This is a genomic window from Cellulophaga omnivescoria, assembly GCF_001999725.1.
GTDB classification, from domain to species: Bacteria; Bacteroidota; Bacteroidia; order Flavobacteriales; family Flavobacteriaceae; genus Cellulophaga; species Cellulophaga omnivescoria.
The window spans coordinates 16,952-38,918 of sequence record NZ_MDDP01000015.1; the positions used below are offsets into that span (position 1 = coordinate 16,952).

Annotated in this window: 14 protein-coding genes; 7 read left to right on the top strand and 7 right to left on the bottom strand. The window is 32.4% G+C overall.

The window, feature by feature from the left end; all coding sequences use genetic code 11:
* The first annotated feature begins 85 nt into the window (after positions 1-85).
* From BFJ87_RS08795 to BFJ87_RS08810, 4 genes are read left to right on the top strand one after another with little or no spacing between them, the layout of a single operon-like run.
* Entirely contained in the window at positions 86-2,122 is a 2,037-nt protein-coding gene (locus tag BFJ87_RS08795) for an HD family phosphohydrolase (protein ID WP_077402962.1), read from the top strand.
* A gap of 42 nt (positions 2,123-2,164) precedes the next feature.
* Positions 2,165-2,644 carry a biotin/lipoyl-containing protein gene (locus BFJ87_RS08800; protein WP_077402965.1) on the top strand — a complete coding sequence of 160 codons (480 nt, stop codon included), beginning with the start codon at positions 2,165-2,167 and terminating at the stop codon, positions 2,642-2,644.
* A 2-nt stretch (positions 2,645-2,646) separates the two neighbouring features.
* Positions 2,647-4,125, top strand: coding sequence for an acetyl-CoA carboxylase biotin carboxylase subunit (accC, locus tag BFJ87_RS08805; protein ID WP_077402968.1), 1,479 nt, complete (start codon positions 2,647-2,649; stop codon positions 4,123-4,125).
* 1 nt (position 4,126) lies between these two features.
* Entirely contained in the window at positions 4,127-5,674 is a 1,548-nt protein-coding gene (locus tag BFJ87_RS08810; protein WP_077402971.1) for an acyl-CoA carboxylase subunit beta, read from the top strand.
* A gap of 70 nt (positions 5,675-5,744) precedes the next feature.
* Here the strand turns inward: BFJ87_RS08810 and BFJ87_RS08815 are convergent, their stop codons facing one another.
* The 7 genes from BFJ87_RS08815 to BFJ87_RS08845 all read right to left on the bottom strand — a co-directional run bounded on the left by BFJ87_RS08815 (position 5,745) and on the right by BFJ87_RS08845 (position 15,653).
* The gene (locus BFJ87_RS08815) at positions 5,745-7,181 is read right to left on the bottom strand and encodes an alpha-amylase family glycosyl hydrolase (protein ID WP_077402974.1); all 1,437 of its coding nucleotides are present in this window, start codon (positions 7,179-7,181) and stop codon (positions 5,745-5,747) included.
* Between the two features lie 2 nt (positions 7,182-7,183).
* Complete coding sequence (locus tag BFJ87_RS08820) at positions 7,184-8,140, bottom strand: alpha/beta hydrolase (protein ID WP_077402977.1); 957 nt, start codon at positions 8,138-8,140, stop codon at positions 7,184-7,186.
* Positions 8,140-10,071, bottom strand: coding sequence for a glycoside hydrolase family 13 protein (locus tag BFJ87_RS08825; protein WP_077402980.1), 1,932 nt, complete (start codon positions 10,069-10,071; stop codon positions 8,140-8,142). The genes BFJ87_RS08820 and BFJ87_RS08825 overlap by 1 nt, the downstream gene beginning before the upstream one ends.
* A 14-nt stretch (positions 10,072-10,085) precedes the next feature.
* Positions 10,086-12,389, bottom strand: a complete 2,304-nt coding sequence (locus BFJ87_RS08830) for a glycoside hydrolase family 65 protein (protein WP_077402983.1) — start codon at positions 12,387-12,389, stop codon at positions 10,086-10,088.
* Between the two features lie 56 nt (positions 12,390-12,445).
* Positions 12,446-13,102 (bottom strand): beta-phosphoglucomutase, encoded by a 657-nt coding sequence (gene pgmB, locus BFJ87_RS08835; RefSeq protein WP_077402986.1) that lies wholly within the window; start codon positions 13,100-13,102, stop codon positions 12,446-12,448.
* A 1-nt stretch (position 13,103) separates the two neighbouring features.
* A complete protein-coding gene (locus BFJ87_RS08840) occupies positions 13,104-14,480 on the bottom strand; it encodes an MFS transporter (RefSeq protein WP_077402989.1) in 1,377 nt (458 codons plus the stop codon).
* Positions 14,481-14,615: 135 nt separating this feature from the next.
* On the bottom strand, positions 14,616-15,653 hold the full coding sequence (locus BFJ87_RS08845) for a LacI family DNA-binding transcriptional regulator (protein ID WP_077402992.1): 1,038 nt from the start codon (positions 15,651-15,653) through the stop codon (positions 14,616-14,618).
* Between the two features lie 265 nt (positions 15,654-15,918).
* Between BFJ87_RS08845 and BFJ87_RS08850 the strand changes: the two genes are divergently transcribed.
* Genes BFJ87_RS08850 through BFJ87_RS08860 form a run of 3 tightly spaced genes read left to right on the top strand, consistent with a single transcriptional unit; the run spans position 15,919 to position 21,926 of the window.
* Positions 15,919-19,002, top strand: coding sequence for a SusC/RagA family TonB-linked outer membrane protein (locus BFJ87_RS08850; RefSeq protein ID WP_077402995.1), 3,084 nt, complete (start codon positions 15,919-15,921; stop codon positions 19,000-19,002).
* A gap of 4 nt (positions 19,003-19,006) precedes the next feature.
* Entirely contained in the window at positions 19,007-20,542 is a 1,536-nt protein-coding gene (locus BFJ87_RS08855) for a RagB/SusD family nutrient uptake outer membrane protein (RefSeq protein ID WP_077402998.1), read from the top strand.
* Positions 20,543-20,561: 19 nt separating this feature from the next.
* Entirely contained in the window at positions 20,562-21,926 is a 1,365-nt protein-coding gene (locus BFJ87_RS08860) for a SusE domain-containing protein (RefSeq protein ID WP_077403001.1), read from the top strand.
* The last annotated feature ends 41 nt before the right edge of the window (positions 21,927-21,967 follow it).

Consider the following 21,967-nt stretch of genomic DNA (forward strand, 5'->3'; position numbering starts at 1 on the left):
GAGTAGGGTTCTTTTGTCAAAACCATTTTTTAAGCGCATAATTTTCTATTTTTGGAAAAAGTTCCCTTTAACTACAAAATCTATCTTGGAGAAAATTTATAAAAATCAATCGTTACTATACAAGTGCTTTCTATATGTGGGTACCATTTTCTTAATTGTATTTTTCTTTCCTAAAGGAGGTAAGTTTAAGTACGAGTTTCAAAAAGGAAAACCGTGGCAGTATGAAAATTTATATGCACCTTTTGATTTTTCCATAAAAAAAGATGTATCAGAAATTGAAAAAGAAAAGCAAATAGTAAAAAATTCTCATTTAGATTATTATACCTATAACCAGGACATTGTTACATCGGTCACAAAAAAATACAATACTAATTTTAATAATGCATTTAATGACTTAGGGTTAAACTCTGAAGAAAAAAGATATTTAAAATCTGTAGGTCAAGAAATATTAAATACGCTTTATTTAAACGGAATAATTAAAAAAAATAAAGTTGCATCAAAAACTCAAAAGTTTTTTTTATTACGTAATAATGAAGCTAAAGAATTAAGTTACAATGATGTTACAAGCATACAAAGTATAGACAAAATTATAACTTCTGTATTACGAAAAAAGCAACTAACAACATATAACACACAATTTAAAAAGCTATTTTTTAACATAGTAAAACCTAATGTTTTTTATAACGATAATATTTCTAAAAAAACTTTAGATGAGGAATTAGCCAAAATCTCTGTTACTCGTGGTACTATTGATGAAGGCAAACTAATTATAGTTAAAGGAGAAGTAGTAGAAGCAGATAATTATAAAATATTAAACTCTTTAAAACAAGAATATGAGTCTGAGCTTTGGACGGATAATAATTATTACATAATTGTATCTGGTTACACAATTTTGGTAGCTCTTGTATTGCTAATGTTGCTTTTATTTTTAAAAAAATATAGGGCTTCGGTATTTAAAAATAACACTAAAGTAACTTTTATATTCTTTAATATTTTACTAATGGTTTTTATAACCACAATGGTAATTAAGTATAATGAAGCCTATGTATACGTAGTACCGTTATGTATATTACCGTTAATACTAAAGACGTTTTTTGATGCCCGTTTAGGTCTTTTTGTACATGTGCTTACATTATTAATTTTGGGTTTTGTTGTGCCAAATAGTTTTGAGTATATTTTTCTTCAGATAATGGCTGGTATTGTAACCATATTAACGGTTTCTCAATTGTATAAAAGAGCTAATTTATTTATTTCTGTAGGGCAAATTACTTTAATATATATAATAGGATATTTTGCTTTTCATATTATACACGAGGGTAATTTAAATAATATGTATGCGGTTACATTTGGTGTGTTTTTGTTAAACGGAATGATTACTCTTTTTGTACAACCGCTTATTTATATTTACGAAAAGATTTTTGGATTAGTGTCAGACGTATCATTGTTAGAATTATCAGATACCAACTCCAAATTACTTAAAGAGCTTTCTAACAAGGCGCCAGGTACATTTCATCATTCTTTACAAGTAGCAAATTTGGCAGAAGCAGCAGCACAAGAAATAGGAGCAAATGCAATGTTGGTTAGGGTAGGAGCTTTATATCATGATATTGGTAAAATGAATAACCCTACTTATTTTACAGAAAACCAAGTAACCAATGTAAATCCGCATAATGAGCATACACCCTTAGAAAGTGCAAAAATTATTATAAACCATGTATTGGATGGTATAGAAATAGCACGTAAAAATAATTTACCAGACAGGGTTATAGATTTTATAAGGGTACATCACGGAACCTCTAAAGTGTATTACTTTTTTAAAAAACAGTCAGAGATTGATGAAGAGGTGAACGAAGACGATTTTAAATATCCTGGTCCATTACCTTTTTCTAAAGAAACTGCAATTTTAATGATGGCAGATGCGGTAGAGGCAGCTTCAAAAAGTTTAAAAAACCCTACTTTTTTAATGATAGATGAATTTGTAGATAAAATTATTGATGGGCAAATGAGAGCTAATCAATTTTCTAATGCCAATATTACATTTAAAGAAATTATAGAAATAAAAAAGGTGCTAAAATTAAAACTTACTAATATTTACCATCTTAGAATTGAATATCCAGAATAAAAAAAATCTAACTAAACACAAATATTTATAAACCATTTTAGTATGAAAACATATGTTGTTTCAGTAAATGATGAAGAGTTAGCAATAAATAGCGATGAGGTTTCTGAGCTAAATATTGTTAAAAATTCAGATAAAGAATACCATATTTTAGAAGACAATAAAAAGTACAATGCTAAATTAATTAGCGCAAATTTTTTAGAAAAAACCTTAAAAGTTGAGGTTAATGGTAATAGTTATACAATTGCCATTGCAGATGAGTACGACCAGATGGTTAAAAAAATGGGCTTACTTGCTGTAAATACAAAAAAAGAGAAAAATATAAATGCTCCTATGCCAGGGCTTATTTTAGATATTTTGGTAACAGAAGGCCAAGAAGTTAAAGAAGGAGAGCAAGTTTTGGTTTTATCTGCTATGAAAATGGAAAACATTATTACAGCACCTAGTGATGGTGTAGTTAGTATTGTGAACGTTGCTAAAGACGATGCTGTAGAAAAAGGACAATTATTAATAGAAATAGCATAACTATGAAAAAAATATTAGTTGCTAACAGAGGTGAAATAGCATTAAGAGTAATGCGTTCTGCTAAAAAAATGGGAATTAAAACTGTTGCTGTTTTTTCTGATGTAGATAGGGAGGCGCCACACGTAAAGTTTGCAGATGAAGCGGTGTGCTTGGGAGCAGCACCATCTTCTGAGTCATACTTGGTAATGGACAAAGTAATAAAAGCAGCAAAAGATACTGGAGCAGACGGTATACATCCTGGATATGGTTTTTTAAGTGAAAATGCTGAGTTTGCAAAAAAAGTAACAAATGCTGGTATCACATTTATAGGACCAAAACCACACGCTATAGAGGTTATGGGAAATAAATTAGCGGCAAAAGAAGCTGTTAAAGATTACAATATTCCTATGGTTCCGGGTATTGAAGAAGCTATTACAGATGTAGACTTAGCAACCAAAATAGCCAAAGAAATAGGTTTCCCTATTTTAATAAAAGCAGCAGCTGGTGGTGGCGGAAAAGGAATGCGTGTTGTAGAAAATATAGAAGAACTACCAGATCAAATGAAACGTGCTATTAGTGAAGCAGAATCTGCGTTTGGAGATGGTTCTGTTTTTATAGAAAAGTACGTAGCATCACCAAGGCATATAGAAATACAAGTTTTAGCAGACAACCACGGTAATGTAGTACACTTATTTGAGCGTGAATGTAGCATACAACGTAGACACCAAAAAGTGGTAGAAGAAGCTCCTTCTGTTGTGCTAACTGCAGAAATAAGAGAAGCAATGGGAGATGCTGCAATAAAAGTGGCAAAAGCCTGTGACTATGTAGGGGTTGGTACAGTAGAATTTTTATTAGATGCAGATAAAAATTTTTATTTTCTGGAAATGAATACACGCTTACAAGTAGAGCATCCAGTTACAGAACTTATAACTGGTGTAGATTTGGTAGAACAACAAATAAAAGTTGCAAGAAACGAAACTCTTCAAATTAGACAAAGCGACTTAAAAATTAAAGGTCACGCTGTGGAAATAAGAGTATATGCAGAGGATCCGTTAGATAATTTTATGCCAAGTATAGGTACACTATCTACTTATAAAAGACCAAAAGGTAAAGGCATACGCTTAGATGATGGGTTTGAAGAAGGTATGGAAATACCTATTTATTATGATCCTATGTTATCTAAATTAATAACCTACGGTGATACAAGAGAAGAGGCTATACAACTAATGTTATCTGCTATTAAAGATTATAAAATAGAAGGAGCTTCTACAACCTTGTCTTTTGGTAAGTTTGTGTGTGAACATCCTGCTTTTTTATCTGGTAATTTTGATACACATTTTGTAAAAAAATATTATTCTGCAGATAAGTTAATAGCAGCACGTTTACCAGAGCACAAAGTTGCAGCTCTTTTTAGTATGCACTTGTTTAACCAAAATAATAAAATAGTAAAAACGCCAGTACAAGAAACTTCCAATTGGAGAACTAACAGAAACACTAAGTAACATGGGAGAACAAAGCAAAGAAAATATATTACAGTCAAAAATAGAATTAGCCAAATTAGGAGGCGGTAAAGAACGTATAGAAAAACAACACGCTAAGGGAAAGTTAACTGCCCGTGAGCGTATTCATTTTTTGTTAGACGAAGGATCTTTTGAAGAAATGGGAATTTTAGTAACCCACAGAACGTCTGACTTTGGAATGGATAAACAACAATTTTATGGTGATGGAGTCGTAACCGGTTACGGTACCATTAACGGAAGACAAGTTTGTGTTTTTGCACAAGATTTTACTGTTTTTGGTGGTGCTTTGTCTGAAACTCACGCAGAAAAAATTTGTAAAATTATGGATATGGCTATGAAGATAGGTGTACCTGTAATTGGATTAAATGATAGTGGAGGAGCAAGAATACAAGAAGGTGTACGCTCTTTAGGTGGTTATGCAGATATTTTTCATAGAAACGTGATGTCTTCAGGTGTTATACCTCAAATTTCTGCAATTATGGGACCTTGTGCTGGTGGTGCTGTTTACTCGCCAGCTATGACAGATTTTACACTTATGGTAGAAAACTCTAGCTATATGTTTGTAACTGGACCAAATGTTGTAAAAACAGTAACAAATGAGGAAGTAACCTCAGAGGAATTAGGAGGTGCAAAAACACACGCTACAAAATCTGGTGTAACACACGTTACTGCTGCCAATGATATTGAATGTATAAACCAAATTAAACAAATGATTAGCTATATGCCTCAAAACTGTGAGGATAAACCAGCTAAATTGCCGTTTACGTTGGGGGATGAAATTAGAGAAGAATTAGAAACTATGGTTCCGGCAAACGCAAATCAGCCTTATGATATGCGTACTGTTATAAACGGAATTATAGATAAAGAATCTTTTTTTGAAATTCATAAAGATTACGCAGATAATTTAGTTGTTGGTTTTGCACGTTTAGCGGGTAGGAGTATAGGTATTGTAGCTAACCAACCAATGAGTTTGGCAGGTGTCTTGGATGTAGAAAGTTCTAAAAAAGGAGCACGCTTTACTCGTTTTTGTGATTGTTTTAATATTCCGTTACTAGTTCTTGTAGACGTTCCAGGCTTTTTACCAGGTACAGACCAAGAGTGGAATGGTATTATTACAAACGGTGCTAAATTATTATATGCATTAAGTGAAGCTACAGTGCCAAAAGTTACTGTTATTACACGTAAAGCTTATGGTGGTGCTTATGATGTTATGAACTCTAAACACATTGGTGCAGATATGAACTATGCTTGGCCTGGAGCAGAAATTGCAGTAATGGGAGCTAAGGGTGCTAGTGAAATTATTTTTAGAAAAGAAATACAAACAGCAGAAGACCCAGCAGCTAAACTAGCAGAAAAAGAAAAAGAGTATGCAGATACATTTGCAAATCCTTACAGTGCAGCGCAAAGAGGTTTTATAGACGAGGTTATTTTGCCTAAGAATACGCGTAAAAAACTAATAAAAGCAATGGCTATGTTAGAAGATAAAGTAGTAAACGTACCTAAACGTAAACACGGGAACATTCCGTTATAGTATATAATGTTAAAAAATAAAAGCGCTAATTTTAATATAAAATTGGCGCTTTTTTTAGAAGTGTGTTTTTCTATTTTTTAGTAATTAAAATATGGTATTCCCAAGGAGCCAATTTTAAAGCTGTGTTTTCTTCAATAGTAAAAGTGTTGTTAGAGATGTAGTCTGTAAATTCACCATTTAAACTAATAGTTGCTTCTTTTATGGTATTACTTAAATTAGCAATAAAATAAACAGTTTCACCATCTTTATCTCTTTTAAATGCTAGTATAGCTTCGTTATTAGATGTGTTAACTCTTGTGTAATTTGCTGCTTTTTTACCACCGTTTAAAGCCGTATTTGTATTTTTTAATTCGCCTAGTTTTTCTAATAAAGTAAAATATTTTCCTTTAGTTTTAGGAATTGTGTCTTTTTCAAAAAAGCGTAATCTGTGTTCCATATCATATTCCTGTCCAGAATATATTAGTGGCATACCTGGCATAACATAAGTTAAAGCTGTAAATACTTCTTTGTTATTTGGCATTCTTTCTAATAAAGTACCATTCCATGAGTTTTCATCATGGTTTGTAACAAAGTTCATATTAATGTCATCTGCTTCTAAAATAGTATCTAGTTTTACCATATATTCATCAAACTTAGTAACGTTGGCTTCACCTTTCGCTATTTCATTAAAAATATGGTGAACCTCCCAGCCGTATTGCATATCAAAACCATTTTGTAGCAAATCTGGTTGTTCTGCTTCCGCCAGCATAAAAACAGGTTTTACAGTTTTCATTTCTTTTATAGCGGTATTAAAAAAGTCTACAGGTACTTTGTGTGCAACATCCATTCTAAAGCCGTCTATATCTGCTTTTTCTACCCAAAATTTCATATCACTAATCATTTCCTTACGCATTTCATCATTGTCGTAATTTAAATCAGCTACGTCTGTCCACCCCCATGATTCTCCTGTTTCTGGGTTTATAGGATCTATAATTTCTCCTTGTTCATTTTGAGTGTAGTATTCTGGATGTTCTGCAATCCAAGGATGATCCCAACCTGTATGGTTTGGTACCCAATCTACAATAACTAAAATACCATTGTCATGAGCAGTGGTTACCATATTTTTAAAGTCATCAAGCGTTCCAAACTCAGGGTTAATGGCTTTGTAATCAGATACTGAGTAATAGCTACCTAAGTATTTTTTACGCTCTTCTTCATCTTTAATATCGCTAGTAAACTGTCCGTCTGTAGCTTTACGTTTAACTTTAGATATAGGATTAATTGGCATTACCCAAATAACTTTAACTCCAAGTTTTTTAAGTACAGGAATATCTTTTGTAAAAGCATTAAACGTACCTTCTGGTGAGTATTGGCGAATGTTGGCTTCGTAAATTACTCCATCTTCCATAACTTCTGTTACAGCAATTGGTTCTTTATCTACAATTACATTGTTTTCTTCTTTTTTAACTTTTTCCTTGCAGGATAGTACTACTGCAAATAAGGATAAAATTGTAATTATTTTTTTCATTTTTAATTGTTTTTAAGTAAAAAAGTTAGTGGTATGCTTATGCGTTTTTGCCAAGAGTTTTCACTGTGGTTTTCGCCTTTAAATTTTAAGTTTCTGTAATTTTTAGATGTATAACCTTTGTTTAAGTAAATGCTATCTACAGTAGTTACATGCTTTAAATAATAAGCATCTAAAGTTTCAGTGCCATAATCAAAATACAATTTATGTGTTTTAGAGTCTGGTATATTAGATGCAGCATACTTAAAAATTAAACTAGGTAGTACATTATTTTCCATAGGTTTAAAGCCTACCCAGTGAGTAGATAAACACACAGCTCCGCCAAAAACGTTTGGATATTCTGATATGGCATACATAGACATTAAACCTCCCATACTAGATCCCATAACAAATGTATTTTTGGCATCTTTTTTTACAGAGAATGATGTATCTATTATTGGTTTTAGTTCGGTTACTAAAAATTTTAAATACTGGTCTCCAGTAAGCTTGTTTATATCAAAATTATCTTTTTTAAAATCTTTAGCTAAAGAAGTGTCTATAGCACTTATATTATTTGTTATAGCTTTTGTAGGAAAAAGATCTTGCCACCTTAATTCTGCTATGTTGTGCACAGCAACAACTATAAAATTTTTAATGTTTTTATCATTATTTAATTTACCTGCTACTTCGTCAACTTTCCACTCTTGTTTGTTCCAAGTTGTTGTGCTGTCAAAAAGCATTTGGCCATCATGCATATAAACAACAGCATATTCTTTTTCTGTTGTATAATTACTAGGTAACCACACATCTACAGGTCTAGTTGTAATGTATTTAGATGAAATACTGTCTGCTCTAAATAATGTTCCGCGAGCCAAATTTATTTGGTTTACTTCTTTAAACAGTAATTTGGTTTTTACTGCGTTTGTTTTATTAGTACATGAAAATAAACAGCTCAGTATTAAAAAATATAATAATGATTTCATTAGTTAGGCTTGTTTACGTTTTTAGTTGTTAAAATGTAACTTCCTTTTTTGGGAAGCGTTAAATTATTGTCCCAAACAACAGCTTCACCAGTAAAAATATTGGTAAGCTTTTTACCGTCTAAACCAATCTCATTAAATCTAGAAAGATTTAATTGGTACGGTTCTTCATTTTTATTTAAAATGATGGTAACAACATTATCATTTAAAATTCTAAATAATATATAAACCCCATTTTCAGGAGCAAAATGTATGGTTTTTCCTTTATGAATAGTCTCACTATTTTTTCTGAAATTTAATAGTGTACTCATAAATAGTTGCATTTCTTTTTGATTAGAGTTAAGGCCTTCTCCTGTAAATGCGTTGGTAGAGTCAGATGCCCATCCTCCAGGGAAATCTGTACGTATTAGTCCGTGATCACCTGGTTTTGCTGTGTTTTGCATTAGTATTTCTGTACCATAATAAAATTGAGGAATACGTGGTAGCAAAGCTGAGTATGCTATTGCCATTTTTGTGTTTTCTACATTTTCATTAAGTTGAGTAAACACTCGGTCCATATCATGATTGTCTAAAAATACCATAATATCTTTAGGAGATTTGTACGCAAAATCATTAGCTAAACCTTCATAAGCCTTTACAAATCCAGTCCCCCAAGTTTCTTCTTGGTTTAAAGCATCTACTATATTTTTTTGCATGGCAAAATCCATTGTAGAGGTTAAGTTAGACTCATAACCGTCTTTATTTGGGTTGTTTTTTTGCCAGTATGCAATTAATAGAGGGTTATAACTCCATTCTTCTCCAACAATTGAGAAATTTGGATATTCTTCCATAATAGTTCCTGCCCAATTAGCCATAAAATCTTTATCTGGATAAGGGTAAGTATCTTGGCGTATGCCTCCAAGTTCTAAAGTTTCTATCCACCAAATACTATTTTGAATAATATAAGTTGCTAAAAAAGGGTTGCGTTGGTTAAGATCTGGCATATGGTTACCAAACCAACCGTGGGTCATTATTTTATTATCTGCTTTAGATGCGTAAATATCTTGGTTGCTGGTTCTCTTGTGGTTAGAGATTTCTACTGGTTTGTTATTGGTAAATTCTTCTTGGTAATTTACCCAATCTTTAAAGGGTAAATCTTTCATCCACCAATGTTCTAAACCACAATGGTTAGCAACTTGATCCATTATTAGCTTAATTCCTTTTTCTTTAGATTTTATAGCTAATTGCTTGTACTCATCTAAGGTGCCAAACCTAGGATCTACACCATAAAAATCTGTAATTGCATATCCGTGGTACGACTGCTTAGGCATATTATTAGTTAACAAGGGACTAGGCCAAATTGCCGTAAAACCTAAGGAGTTTATATAATCTAAGTGTGCTGTAATCCCCTTAATGTCTCCACCGTGTCTGGCATAATCATCTGTACGATCTATATTTTTCTCAAGCAAAGAACTATTTGTGTCGTTAGAAGTATCTGCGTTAGCAAACCTATCTGGAGTAATTAAATAAACTGCATCTGCACTAGAAAAACCTATATAATCTTCAGCTTTTTTAACTCTGTTTTTAAGCTCATAAGTTTGCGTTTTTGTAGTGCCATCTTCAGATGTAAAATCAATATTAAATAAACCAGCTTTTGCTGTTTTACTAATCTCTACATCAATAAACAAATAATTAGGACTATCTGCTTTAGTTACTTTTTTTATAGAAATACCTGTTTTAGAAATCTTTGGAGTACTATTGGCTATATTAGGACTTTTAACCAATAATTGCAGTTTGTTGTTTTTAAAACCTACCCACCAATGAGGAGGCTCTACACGCTCTATATCATTAGAAATTGTAACAGGAGCTTCTTCTTGTTTCTGTTCTTTTTTAGGAGAACAAGAAACAAAAAGAGCAAAAACTAATACAAAAACACTTACAAATCCTTTTTTCATAGCTTAAATAGTTTTTATACTGTAATTAAGTTATTTTGATTTATGGTTATAGATTTACCGTTAACCAATAACGTAAGTTCTTCTCCTTTTAAAAGTTCAAAAGTATTTTTAGTTTGTGTAACACTTACTTTAATAGTATGGTTTCTAAAATTAACTTTAAAAGAATAGCCATCCCATTCTTTTGGTATTTTAGGACTGAAAGACAACGTATTTTCGCGAACACGCATACCACCAAAGCCTTCTATAATACTCATCCAAGTACCTGCCATAGATGTAATGTGTAAACCTTCTTCTACCTCTTTATTATAATCATCTAAATCTAGTCTGGATGTTCTTAAGTAAAAACTATATGCTTGGTCCATACGGTTTAACTTTGCGGCTAAAATACTATGTACACAAGGAGATAAAGAACTTTCATGAACTGTAAAGGGCTCGTAAAAATCAAAATGTCGTTCTATTTCTTCAATAGTAAAATTATCTTCAAATAAATAAAAACCTTGTAACGTATCTGCTTGTTTAATATAAGGCGAACGTAAAATTCTGTCCCAAGACCATTTTTGGTTTATAGGACGTTGAGAATTATCTAAACTAGACACCGGAGTTAATTCTTTATCTAAAAAACCGTCTTGTTGTAAAAAAACATTATGCTCCTCAGAAAACGGAAAATACATATTATCCGCAACTTCTTTCCAACTATCAATTTCGTTATGAGTTAAGTTTACTTTAGATATAACTCTGTTATAGTCTTCTATGTAATTTTCTTTTACATTAGCTATTGTTTCTGCTGTATAGTTTATACACCATTGAGCTATATAATTGGTATACCAGTTATTATTTATGTTGTTTTCATATTCATTAGGTCCAGTTACTCCTAAAATTACATATTTGTTTTTATTGGTAGAGAATGTAGCTCTTTGGTGCCAAAAGCGGGCAATACCAATAAGAACCTCTAATCCTTTTTCTGGAATGTAACTGTAATCACCAGTATATCTGTAATAATTGTAAATGGCAAAAGCAATGGCACCGTTTCTGTGTATTTCCTCAAAAGTTATTTCCCATTCGTTATGGCATTCTTCGCCATTCATAGTTACCATTGGGTATAAGGCAGCTCCGTTAGTAAAGTCTAATTTTTCTCCATTTTCAATAGCCTTTTCTAGGTGATTATACCTGTAGGCTAATAAATTACGACCAACATTTTGGTCTTTTGTAGCCATATAAAAAGGCAAACAATAAGCCTCTGTGTCCCAGTACGTACTACCACCATATTTTTCGCCAGTAAAACCTTTTGGTCCAATGTTTAGTTGTGCATCTGTCCCTAAATATGTTTGGTTTAATTGAAAAATATTAAAGCGTATACCTTGTTGTGCTTTTACGTCTCCGTTTATCGTGATATCTGATGTTTCCCAAATTGTAGCCCAAGCATTTTTTTGAGCTTCTAACAATGCAAAAAATCCAGTAGATGTAGCTTTCTCTAAAGCAATAGTAGCAGCAGTAATAAGCTTTTCTTTAGGGTGGTTTCTGTCTACAGTATACCCAGCAAATTTATGTATGGTAAACGAAGAATTTGCTTCTATATCTGCCGTATAGTTATAGGTGATTTTATTTTCTAGCTTTTCTATTTTAGGAGTAATATCTGTTTTTTTATCATTTAAAAAACACTTAGACTCCATAAACGTGCAAGTATGAAATTCTGTTTTTAAAGTATGTGCTTCTATAAATGCCTTACTACCTGTATTATTTATGTTAGTTATTTGCCAGAACTTATCATCCCAATTGGTATCTTCATTTGTAATACCTGCATCTAAATAAGGACTAAATGTTATTGTAGCGTCTACGTTTACAGGAGTAATTGTGTAATTAATAGCACCAACTTCATCTAAAGTTAAACTTAAAAAGCGCTTTGTTTTTACAGAAACAATTACATTATTTTTTAAGGTAGCAGTAAAAGATCTAGAAAGCCAACCTTCTTGCATATTTAACTCTCTCTTAAAATTATCTACTTTACAGGTAAATAAGTCTAAATTTTCTCCGTTAACTTGTACATTAATACCAATCCAATTTGGAGCATTTAAAACTTTTGCAAAATACTCTGGGTAGCCTTTTTTCCACCATCCAACTTTAGTTTTATCTGGGTAATAAACACCTGCAATGTAGCTACCTTGAAACGTAGGTCCAGAGTAGTGCTCTTCAAAATTAGCTCTTTGCCCCATTGCACCGTTTCCAATGCTAAACAAGCTTTCTGAAGATTTAACTCTGTCTGTGTTAAAACCTTCTTCTATTATAGACCAGTTGTTTGGTTTAATATAATCTTGATTCATAATTTCTTATGCTATTGATTCTTGTAAATAGTACTTTTAGTAAGTTAGTATCTACCTTATTTTTTTATTAATTCTTGTATAAAGTCTGATGAGATTTCTGTAAAATCTTTAAAAACGTAATCTGCTTCATGTAAAACGGTAGCATCTCCAATACCAATGCTAATCATATTTGCAGCATTGGCGGCTTTAATACCAGCAGTGGCATCTTCAAAAACAATACAATTTTCTGGAGCTATAGAAAGTGCGTTAGCAGCATTTAAAAACACTTCAGGATCTGGTTTACCTTTAGTAACCCCATTACCATCTATAATAGCACTAAACTTTTGTATTAAATTCACTTTTTGTAATATAACCTCTGCATTTTTACTTGCCGAACCTAAAGCAATACCTTGTTTTTCTTTTTCTAAAAGCTCTAAAATTCTAGGTACATCTGGTAAAATTTCAGAAGCGTCCATTTTTTCTATATGCAGTAAATAATCTTCATTTTTTTTAGCCATTAAGCCAATAAACTCTTCGTTTTCTAGAGTAATATTACCCCAGTTAAGTATTTTTTCTAAAGATTTTACTCTGCTAACACCTTTTAGTTGCTCATTTTGTTCATTAGTAAATTCAACACCAATAGAATTAGCTAGTTTTTGCCAAGCTAAAAAATGGTATTTGGCTGTATCTACAATAACGCCATCTAGGTCAAATATGAATCCTTTTCTTTTCATTTTATTCTTCTATTGTTTGATAAGAAATTGCACTTTTTTCGGTAATTAAGAAGTTGCATAAACCAGCAATAATTAAGCTTGTACCAGCAATAATCATTGCATTTATAGCGCCTTCTCCTAATAAATTAGAGATAATATTTATGCCACCTATAGCAGCAATAATTTGAGGTATAACTATAAACATATTAAAAATGCCCATAAAAACCCCCATTCTTTTAGGGTCTACAGCACTAGAAAGCATAGCATATGGCATAGATAAAATACTACCCCAAGCAAAGCCAATTAGTATAAAACATAAGGTTAAATATTCTGGAGAAGGAATAAAGTACATTAACAAAAAGCCAACACCACCAATAATTAAAGAAAACATATGTACTAGTTTTCTATTAATTCTTTTTCTTGATGTATATAAGACTAGAATTAAAGCAAACGCCATAGATGATAAGCCATAAGTTCCCATATAAGAACCTACTAAGTTTGATGATTTTTGAAACGCTTCATTAGTTGTGTTAAAAGCAAGTAAATCTGCAGCTATTTCCATATTATAATTAGCCTCTACTGGAGCAGGTGTATTAAAAACGTGTTCTGTTAGTGCTGGGTTAGCCATACTCCACATTGTAAAAAAGGCAAACCAGCTAAAAAACTGAATTACACCTAACTTTTTCATAGTAGAAGGCATATTGCCAATATTGTTTATGATATCTGAAATAAACTGATTTTTTTTAGCCTTTTCTCTTTTAAATTCTTCCATATCTTCTGGCGGATACTCCGATGTAGTAAATATGGTGTACAGTATGCTAATTAAAAATACAACCGCTCCTATTGCAAATGCTACTTTTACAGACATTGGTACCACTCCAGAAGGAGCAGCATCACTTACTCCAAGTTTAGATACCATCCAAGGTAAATTACTAGCAACCCAAGTACCAATACCAATAATTAAAGTTTGTATAACAAAACCGTAAGAGCGTTGTGAGTCTGGTAATTTATCTGCAACCAAAGCTCTAAACGGCTCCATAGATACATTAATTGATGCGTCTAAAATCCATAAAAAACCAGCTGCAATCCATAAAACAGGTGAGTGAGGCACCAAAAATAAAGCTAGGGAGCTTAAAATAGCACCAATTAAAAAATAAGGTTTTCTTCTTCCCCAACGTTCGCTCCAAGTTCTATCACTTAAATAACCAATAATTGGTTGTACAACCAATCCGGTTAAAGGGGCTGCAATCCATAAAAGTGGTATAGCGTCTTTTTCTGCACCTAGCGTCTGAAAAATTCTGGACATAAAACCGCCTTGTAGGGCAAATCCAAATTGAATTCCCAGAAACCCGAAACTCATGTTCCAGATCTGCCAGAAACCAAGTTTCTGTTTTTCCATAATGTAAATATTTAGTATAAAAATACAGCGCCAGATTTTGTGTCTGTTTGGCGTGTATAGGGTGCGAAGTACAAAAATATTAAGTGTTAAGTTTAATATTTTATGGGGGTAAAGATATAAAATTTTTGATACAGATTACAAAACTGTATTTTTTTCTGATGATTTTCTAATAATTAAATCGGTAGAAATAACTTTACGTTGGTATTCTTTATTAGCAGTTTTATTTTGTATGCGGTCTAACAATAATTCTGCAGCGTGCTCGCCAATTGTAATGCCGTGTTGGTCTATGGTAGATAATGAAGGTGTTGAAAATGAAGATATTAATCCATCTGTAAAGCCAACAACACAAAGCTCATTAGGAATTTGTAAATCTTTTTCTTTAGCTATTTTTATAACATTAGCAGCATAAATTTCATTAACAGCTACTATTCCATCATAACTTAAATTAGAGTTGTGCATAAATGTGCTAATTTGTTTGGTAATGCTAGAGTTGTCGTTTACTTTAAAAATAAGATTTTCGTCTATTGCAATTCCTTTCTCTTCTAAAGCTCTTTTGTAGCCAATTGTGCGTAATGCGCCAACATTTACGTGGTCTGGTGTAGATAATATGGCTATTTTTTTACACCCTACATCTAATAAGTGTTTGGTAGCTTTGTAACCACCACCAATATCATCTACAATAACTTTATCACAATCAATTTTATCAGAAATTCTATCAAATAAAACCAAAGGAATATTGTAATCTTTTAATTCGTTAAAATGTTCAAAATCTCCTTTTTCTAGGGTTTCTTTAGCTATTGAAACAAGCAAGCCATCTACGCTTCCGTTAGCCATCATTTGTATGTTTAATTTTTCTTTTTCGTAAGATTCGTTAGATAAACATATCATAACATTGTAATCTCTACCGTTTGCTATTTTTTCTACACCACTAATAACTCTAGAAAAAAAATGATGTACTATTTCTGGAATAATTACACCAATTACCATTGTTTTATTATTGCGTAATTTTTGCGCAAGCATATTTGGTTTGTAATGATATAAGTCTGCAAAGGCCTTAACTTTTTTACGTGTTTCTTCACTTATTTCAGGGCTGTTTTTTAATGCTCTAGATACTGTAGAAGAAGACACACCTAACTCTTTTGCTATGTCTTTTATGGTAATTTTGGCTTTCATAATATAAAGATACAACGTTTGTAAACATCAATTAAGTATTAACGCTAAATTGACAATACTTAATTTTTAATAGCAAATAAATAACAATCTATTAAAATTGCAGTCATTTTTTATGATAAAAACACACTTTTTGATAAAGTTGTTAACATGCAACGCGTTGCGTAACCTTGTAGATTTGTTAATTTAAAGTTAACCATATACTTTCACTGTGCGAAATATAAAAATGTGTTAAGTTTTAATCAAATTATTAACTCAAACTAACTTTATGAATAAACTAAAAAACATCTTTTTAGGTGCGTTTCTACTTTTTCCACTACTATTTTTTGCACAACAAACAGTGTCAGGAAAAATTACAGACAATGTAACAAAAACTCCATTACTAGGAGTTAACGTTGTTGTAAAAGGAACAACAAACGGATCTATTTCAGATTTTGATGGATTGTATGAAATTAGAAATGTAAATATGGGTGATATACTTGTATTTACATCTATAGGTTATAATCCTAAAGAAGTGAAAGTTACTTCTAGTACTTTAAATGTAGAAATGGCAGAATCTACAGAATTATTAGAAGAGGTTGTATTAATTGGTTACGGTAGTGCCAAAAAAGAAGATTTAACTGGTTCTGTAGATGTATTGTCATCTAAAGACTTTAATCAAGGTTCTGTAGTTTCTGCAGATCAATTATTAACAGGTAAAATGGCAGGTGTACGTATTACATCTAATGGTGGGCAGCCAGATGCAGCACCAAATATTAGAATTAGAGGTGGTTCTTCTTTATCTGCTAATAATAGCCCGTTAATTGTTATAGACGGTATACCTGTAGATAATACAAACCCTGCTGGTGTTGGTAACCCTTTATCGCTTATTAACCCTAATGATATAGAAAGCTTTAGTGTTTTAAAAGATGCTTCTGCAACGGCTATATATGGTTCTAGGGCTTCTAACGGTGTAATAATTATTTCTACTAAAAAAGGGACTTCTGGCGAGGTAAAATTTAATTTTTCATCAGATGTTTCTGTTAGCAATGTAGCTAATGATATAGATTTAATGAATAGTCAGCAATACGTAAGTTTTATTCAGCAGTATCATCCAACATACACAAATTTATTAGGTATTGATGATCCTAGTACAGATGCTACAGATAACCTTACTACACCTGGTATAGAAGGAAGAATAATTGCAGATACAAATTGGCAAGATGAAATTTATAGAACAGCAATTTCTACAAACACTAACTTTAGTGCTAGAGCTAACTTAGGTGGTAAAATACCATTTAGAGGTTCTATAGGTTATACAAATACTGGTGGTGTTGTAAAAACTAACGATTATGAAAGAGTTAGCTTATCTGCTAAATTAACACCTACTTTTTTTGATGATCACTTAAAAGTTAGTTTAAACGCTAAAGGATTATATTCAGAAAAAAATGCTATTGATGAAGGTGGAGCTTTAGGAGGTGCTGTAAATATGGATCCTACAAAACCTGTTTTTGATGTAAACCCAAACAACCGTTTTGGAGGATTTTACCAAAATACAATTGTAGATGGTAATAGATTATTATTAGACGGGCAAAGTAATCCGTTAGCATTATTAAAACAAAGAGAAAGACCAGAAGAAGTAAAACGTTTTTTAGGAAATATAGAACTAGATTACAAATTACACGCTTTGCCAGAATTAAGAGCAGTTTTAAATTTAGGTTTAGAAGCATCTAAGGCAAACATTGAAGAAAGGTTTTTAGATAATTCTATTGCTACCTACAGGTTTAATAACGCAGATACAGATATTAATACTAATTATTTGTTTAATCCTGGTGTTAATTACACAGAAAATCAAGACATTACAAATACAACATTAGATGCTTATTTAGTTTATACTAAAGAGTTTAAAGGATTTGTAAAAAGATTTGAAGTACAAGGTGGTTACTCTTATCAAAATTTTAAAAATGATGGCACATCTGTTCAATACAGATATAATGATGAGTCAGGTTTAAGAGAAGAGTTAATAAATCCAAACAATTTAAATAATAGGTATTATAATGTACTAAACTTACAGTCTTATTTTGGAAGAGCAAATATAGATTTAGCAGAACAGTTTTTAGTAACATTATCTTTTAGAGCAGATGGTTCTTCATTGTTTACAGAGGAAAATAGATGGGGATATTTTCCTGCGGCAGCGGTTGCTTGGAAAATTGGTAATGCTGGTTTTGTAGAAAATTCTAATGTTATTAATGACCTAAAACTTAGGTTAGGAGCAGGTAAAACAGGGCAACAAGATATTACTGGTGCTGTTGGTTATTATCCATCTTCACCATTATTTACTATTGGTTCTACTACTAGTCAGTACTTAAGTGGAGTAAACTTATACTCTGCTAAAGCATTTAATCCAGACTTAACTTGGGAAAAAACAACAACATATAATGTTGGTTTAGATTTTGACCTATTTGCAAACGGAATTGTTTCTGGTTCGGTAGATTTCTATCAAAAGCAAACAAAAGATTTATTAGCAAGAACAGCTGTACCTCCTGGGCAAGCATTATCAGATGCATTTGTACAAAATGTAGGTGAAACAGAGAGTAAAGGTTTTGAAGTTAATTTAAACCTAAGACCTGTTAGCACAGAAGATTTTACATTAGAATTTAATTCAAATGTTGGGTACAACAGATCTGAGGTTACTAGTTTAAAAGACGTAACTAGAATTACTGCAGCAGAGTCCGGTTTACCAACAGGTACAGGAGTAAGTTTAGCGTACCACGCTGTAGGTTATCAACCATATTCTGCTTGGGTATTTAAGCAGGTATATGATACAAATGGAGATCCAATCTCTAATGCATTTGTAGATATTAATGGAGATAATGTTATAGATAATGATGATAGATATTATGAAACATTAAGACCAAATTGGACTTTTGGCTTTGGACTTAATTTTAACTACAAAAACTGGGACTTAAGTTCTAGCTTTAGAGGACAATTAGGGGGGCAAGTATACAACGCAAGAAGATTAACTTCTGGTTGGATTGATAGAGCTATACCAAACAATAGCAATAGTTTAAGTAATGTGTTAGATTTTAATTCTGATGCGGCCACTACTTCTTTTGCTAACGTACAAGGTAATATTCCTTTCTCAGATTATTTCTTAGAAGATGCATCTTTTTTAAGAATGGAAAATATTGTAATTGGTTTTAGAGTACCTAATTTCTTAAAAGATACTTCTTTAAGAATTTATGGAGCTGCAAATAACCTTTTTGTTATAAGTGATTATAGCGGACAAGACCCTGAGAATTTTAACTCAATAGATAATAATTTCTACCCAAGACCTAGAGTATTTACCTTGGGATTAAATTTAGACTTTTAGGATTATGAAAAAAATTATAATAGCTTTTCTAGGTATAACTATGTTGGTTAACATAAGTTGTACAAAAGATTTAGATACAGATCCACTAGTAGAATTAACGTTAGAAGAATTAATTAATAGAGACCCTAACGCTGTACAAGGTATAGTTTCTAGACTTTACGGTTCTTTTGCGCTATCTGGCCCAGATGGCCCTGGTAGTTCTGATATTAGTGATAATGCAGGTGAATCTCCTTTTTTAAGAGGAATTATAAATCTTCAGGATTTTACTGCGGATGGAATGAAAAATAGATGGGGAGATGATGGTTTGGATCAACTTACAACTACATCTAACTGGGATGAAAATAACAAGTTTTTTAGATACCTGTATAACAGAATTTACTACACAATTCCACAATGTAACAACTTATTATCTGTATTAGATAACGTAGATACAGAAGGTAAAGAAGAAGTAATTGCAGAGGTGCGTTTTTTAAGGTCTTTAGCATACTACTACTTAATTGACACTTTTGGAAAAGGAGTTTTAGCAACAGAAGAAAACTTTGGATCTTCTGCACCACTACCAGAAGCTACAAGAGCAGAACTATTTGCTTATGTAGAGTCAGAATTATTAGACGTTGTAGAAACTTTACCAGATTCTAATGACTACGGTAGAGCTAATAAGGCGGTTGGTAATATGCTATTAGCAAAGTTGTACATAAATGCAGAAGTATATACAGGCACAGATAAGTTTGCAGAAGCATTAACCACAATAAATAAAGTAATTACTAGTGGTGGTTATACTTTAGCAGATAGCTATGTAAGTATATTTTCTGGAGATAATAATACATCACCAGAAATAATATTTCCTTTAATTGCAGACGCAGTAACTAGTCAAAGTTACGGTAATACTACCTATATTGTTAATGGTTCTAGTAGTTCAGAAACTATGACTTTAGCAGACTACGGATTAACAGATGGTTGGGGAGGACATAGAGCTTCTAGAGGTTGGTACGGTTTGTACGGAGATTTAGAAACTTCTACAGATGAAAGAGCTAGTTTGTTTTTTACAGAAGGGCATTCATATGAAATGAATGATTATAAAACCTGGACAGATGGTTACCCACCTATAAAGTTTAGAAATACTAATGCTTTAACGGCTTCAACTGCACCAACTCCTTTTTCTAGTACAGATTTTCCTTTGTTTAGGCTAGCAGATGCTTACTTAATGTTTGCAGAATGTGCTGTTAGAACCAATCAAAATTTAGGCGAAGCATTAGGATACGTAAACCAAATTAGAGAAAGAGCAAATGCAGAGCCAATCAGCGCAGGAGACTTAACACTAGATTTTATTTTGGATGAACGTGGTAGAGAGCTAAACTTAGAAGGACACAGAAGAACAGACTTAATCCGTTTTGGCAAATTTACAGGTAGCTCATACCTATGGCCTTGGAAAGGTGGTGTAGTAGATGGCACAGGAATTCCAGATACATACAAATTGTTTCCTATTCCTTTACAGGCATTAGAAGCAAATCCTAACCTAAAACAAAACAACGGATACTAAATAACTAAAAACCATAACTATGAAAAAATTAAGAATTATAGGATTATTTATCCTAGCTGTTGCAGGCTTATCTTCTTGTGAAGACGATGATAATTTAATATATACCGCACAAACACCATCAGAAAATGTAGCTTTTACTAGTACATTTTTAAATGAATACGTTTTAACGCAAGCTACTAAAGATAATATAGCAGAGCGTTTTGTTTGGAACTCACCAAATTTTGGTATAGCTACTCCTAATGCTTATGACTTGCAAGGCTCTGCTACCGAAGATTTTGCTGAAGTATTAGAATTAGGCTCTACTCCAGATAATAACTTAGGAGTTACTGTAGAAAAAATGTTAGAATTGGCAACAATTGCAGGCTTAGATAATGACCCAAGTACAGCAGATATGCCAAATACAGGAGTATTGTATTTTAGGGTTAGAGCTTATGTTGGTGATGGTGCCGAAAATGCTCCAGAAAGCTATTCTGATGTTACAGCGCTAAATGTTGTTTTACCAGAAGATACAGGTGCTGGTAGTGGAATAGAAATGTCAACTTGGGGTATTGTTGGTTCTGCAGCTAATGATTGGGGGGCAACACCAGATATTCCTTTTTATACAACAGAAACACCAGATGTTATTGTTGCTTATGCAAACCTTATTGCAGGTGAAATTAAATTTAGAGAAAACAATACCTGGGGCGGAGATTTAGGTGATGCCACTTTAGATGGTATTTTAGATGCAGATCCAGATAACAATATTGCTATTGCAGAAGCTGGAACCTATAAAGTTACAATTAACTTAAGCGATAACTCTTATACAATTGAGGAATTCTTTTGGGGTATTGTTGGTAGTGCAGCTCCTAACGGATGGGATGGCCCTAATGTAAAATTAGCGTATGACTATACCACAGATACTTTTAAGGCTGTTGTACAATTAATAGATGGCGAAATAAAAGTTAGAATGAATGATAAGTGGGATACTAGCTATGGTGACGGAAACTTAGATGGCGTATTAGATACAGACGCAGACAATAATATTGCTGTTACTGCTGGATATTACTTATTAACGGTTAACTTTAATACCTTAGAGTATACATTAGAAGAAACTACAATATGGGGCTTAGTTGGTTCTGCTACTCCTAACGGATGGGATGGTCCAGATACTAAATTCACTCCGGATTTTGCTAATCCTGGCGTTTGGACTATAGATAGTATAGACTTAGTAGACGGAGAAATAAAGGTTAGAGCTAATGATGCTTGGGATGTAAGTTATGGTGATGTAGAACCAGACGGAGTATTGGACACAGAAAATGACAATAATATTAGTGTTGTTGCTGGTACATACAAAATTACAATAGACTTTTCTGATGAAGCTTCTCCTACAATTGTAATAGAATAAAGTAAATAAACTTAAAAGGGTTGCACATAGTGTAACCCTTT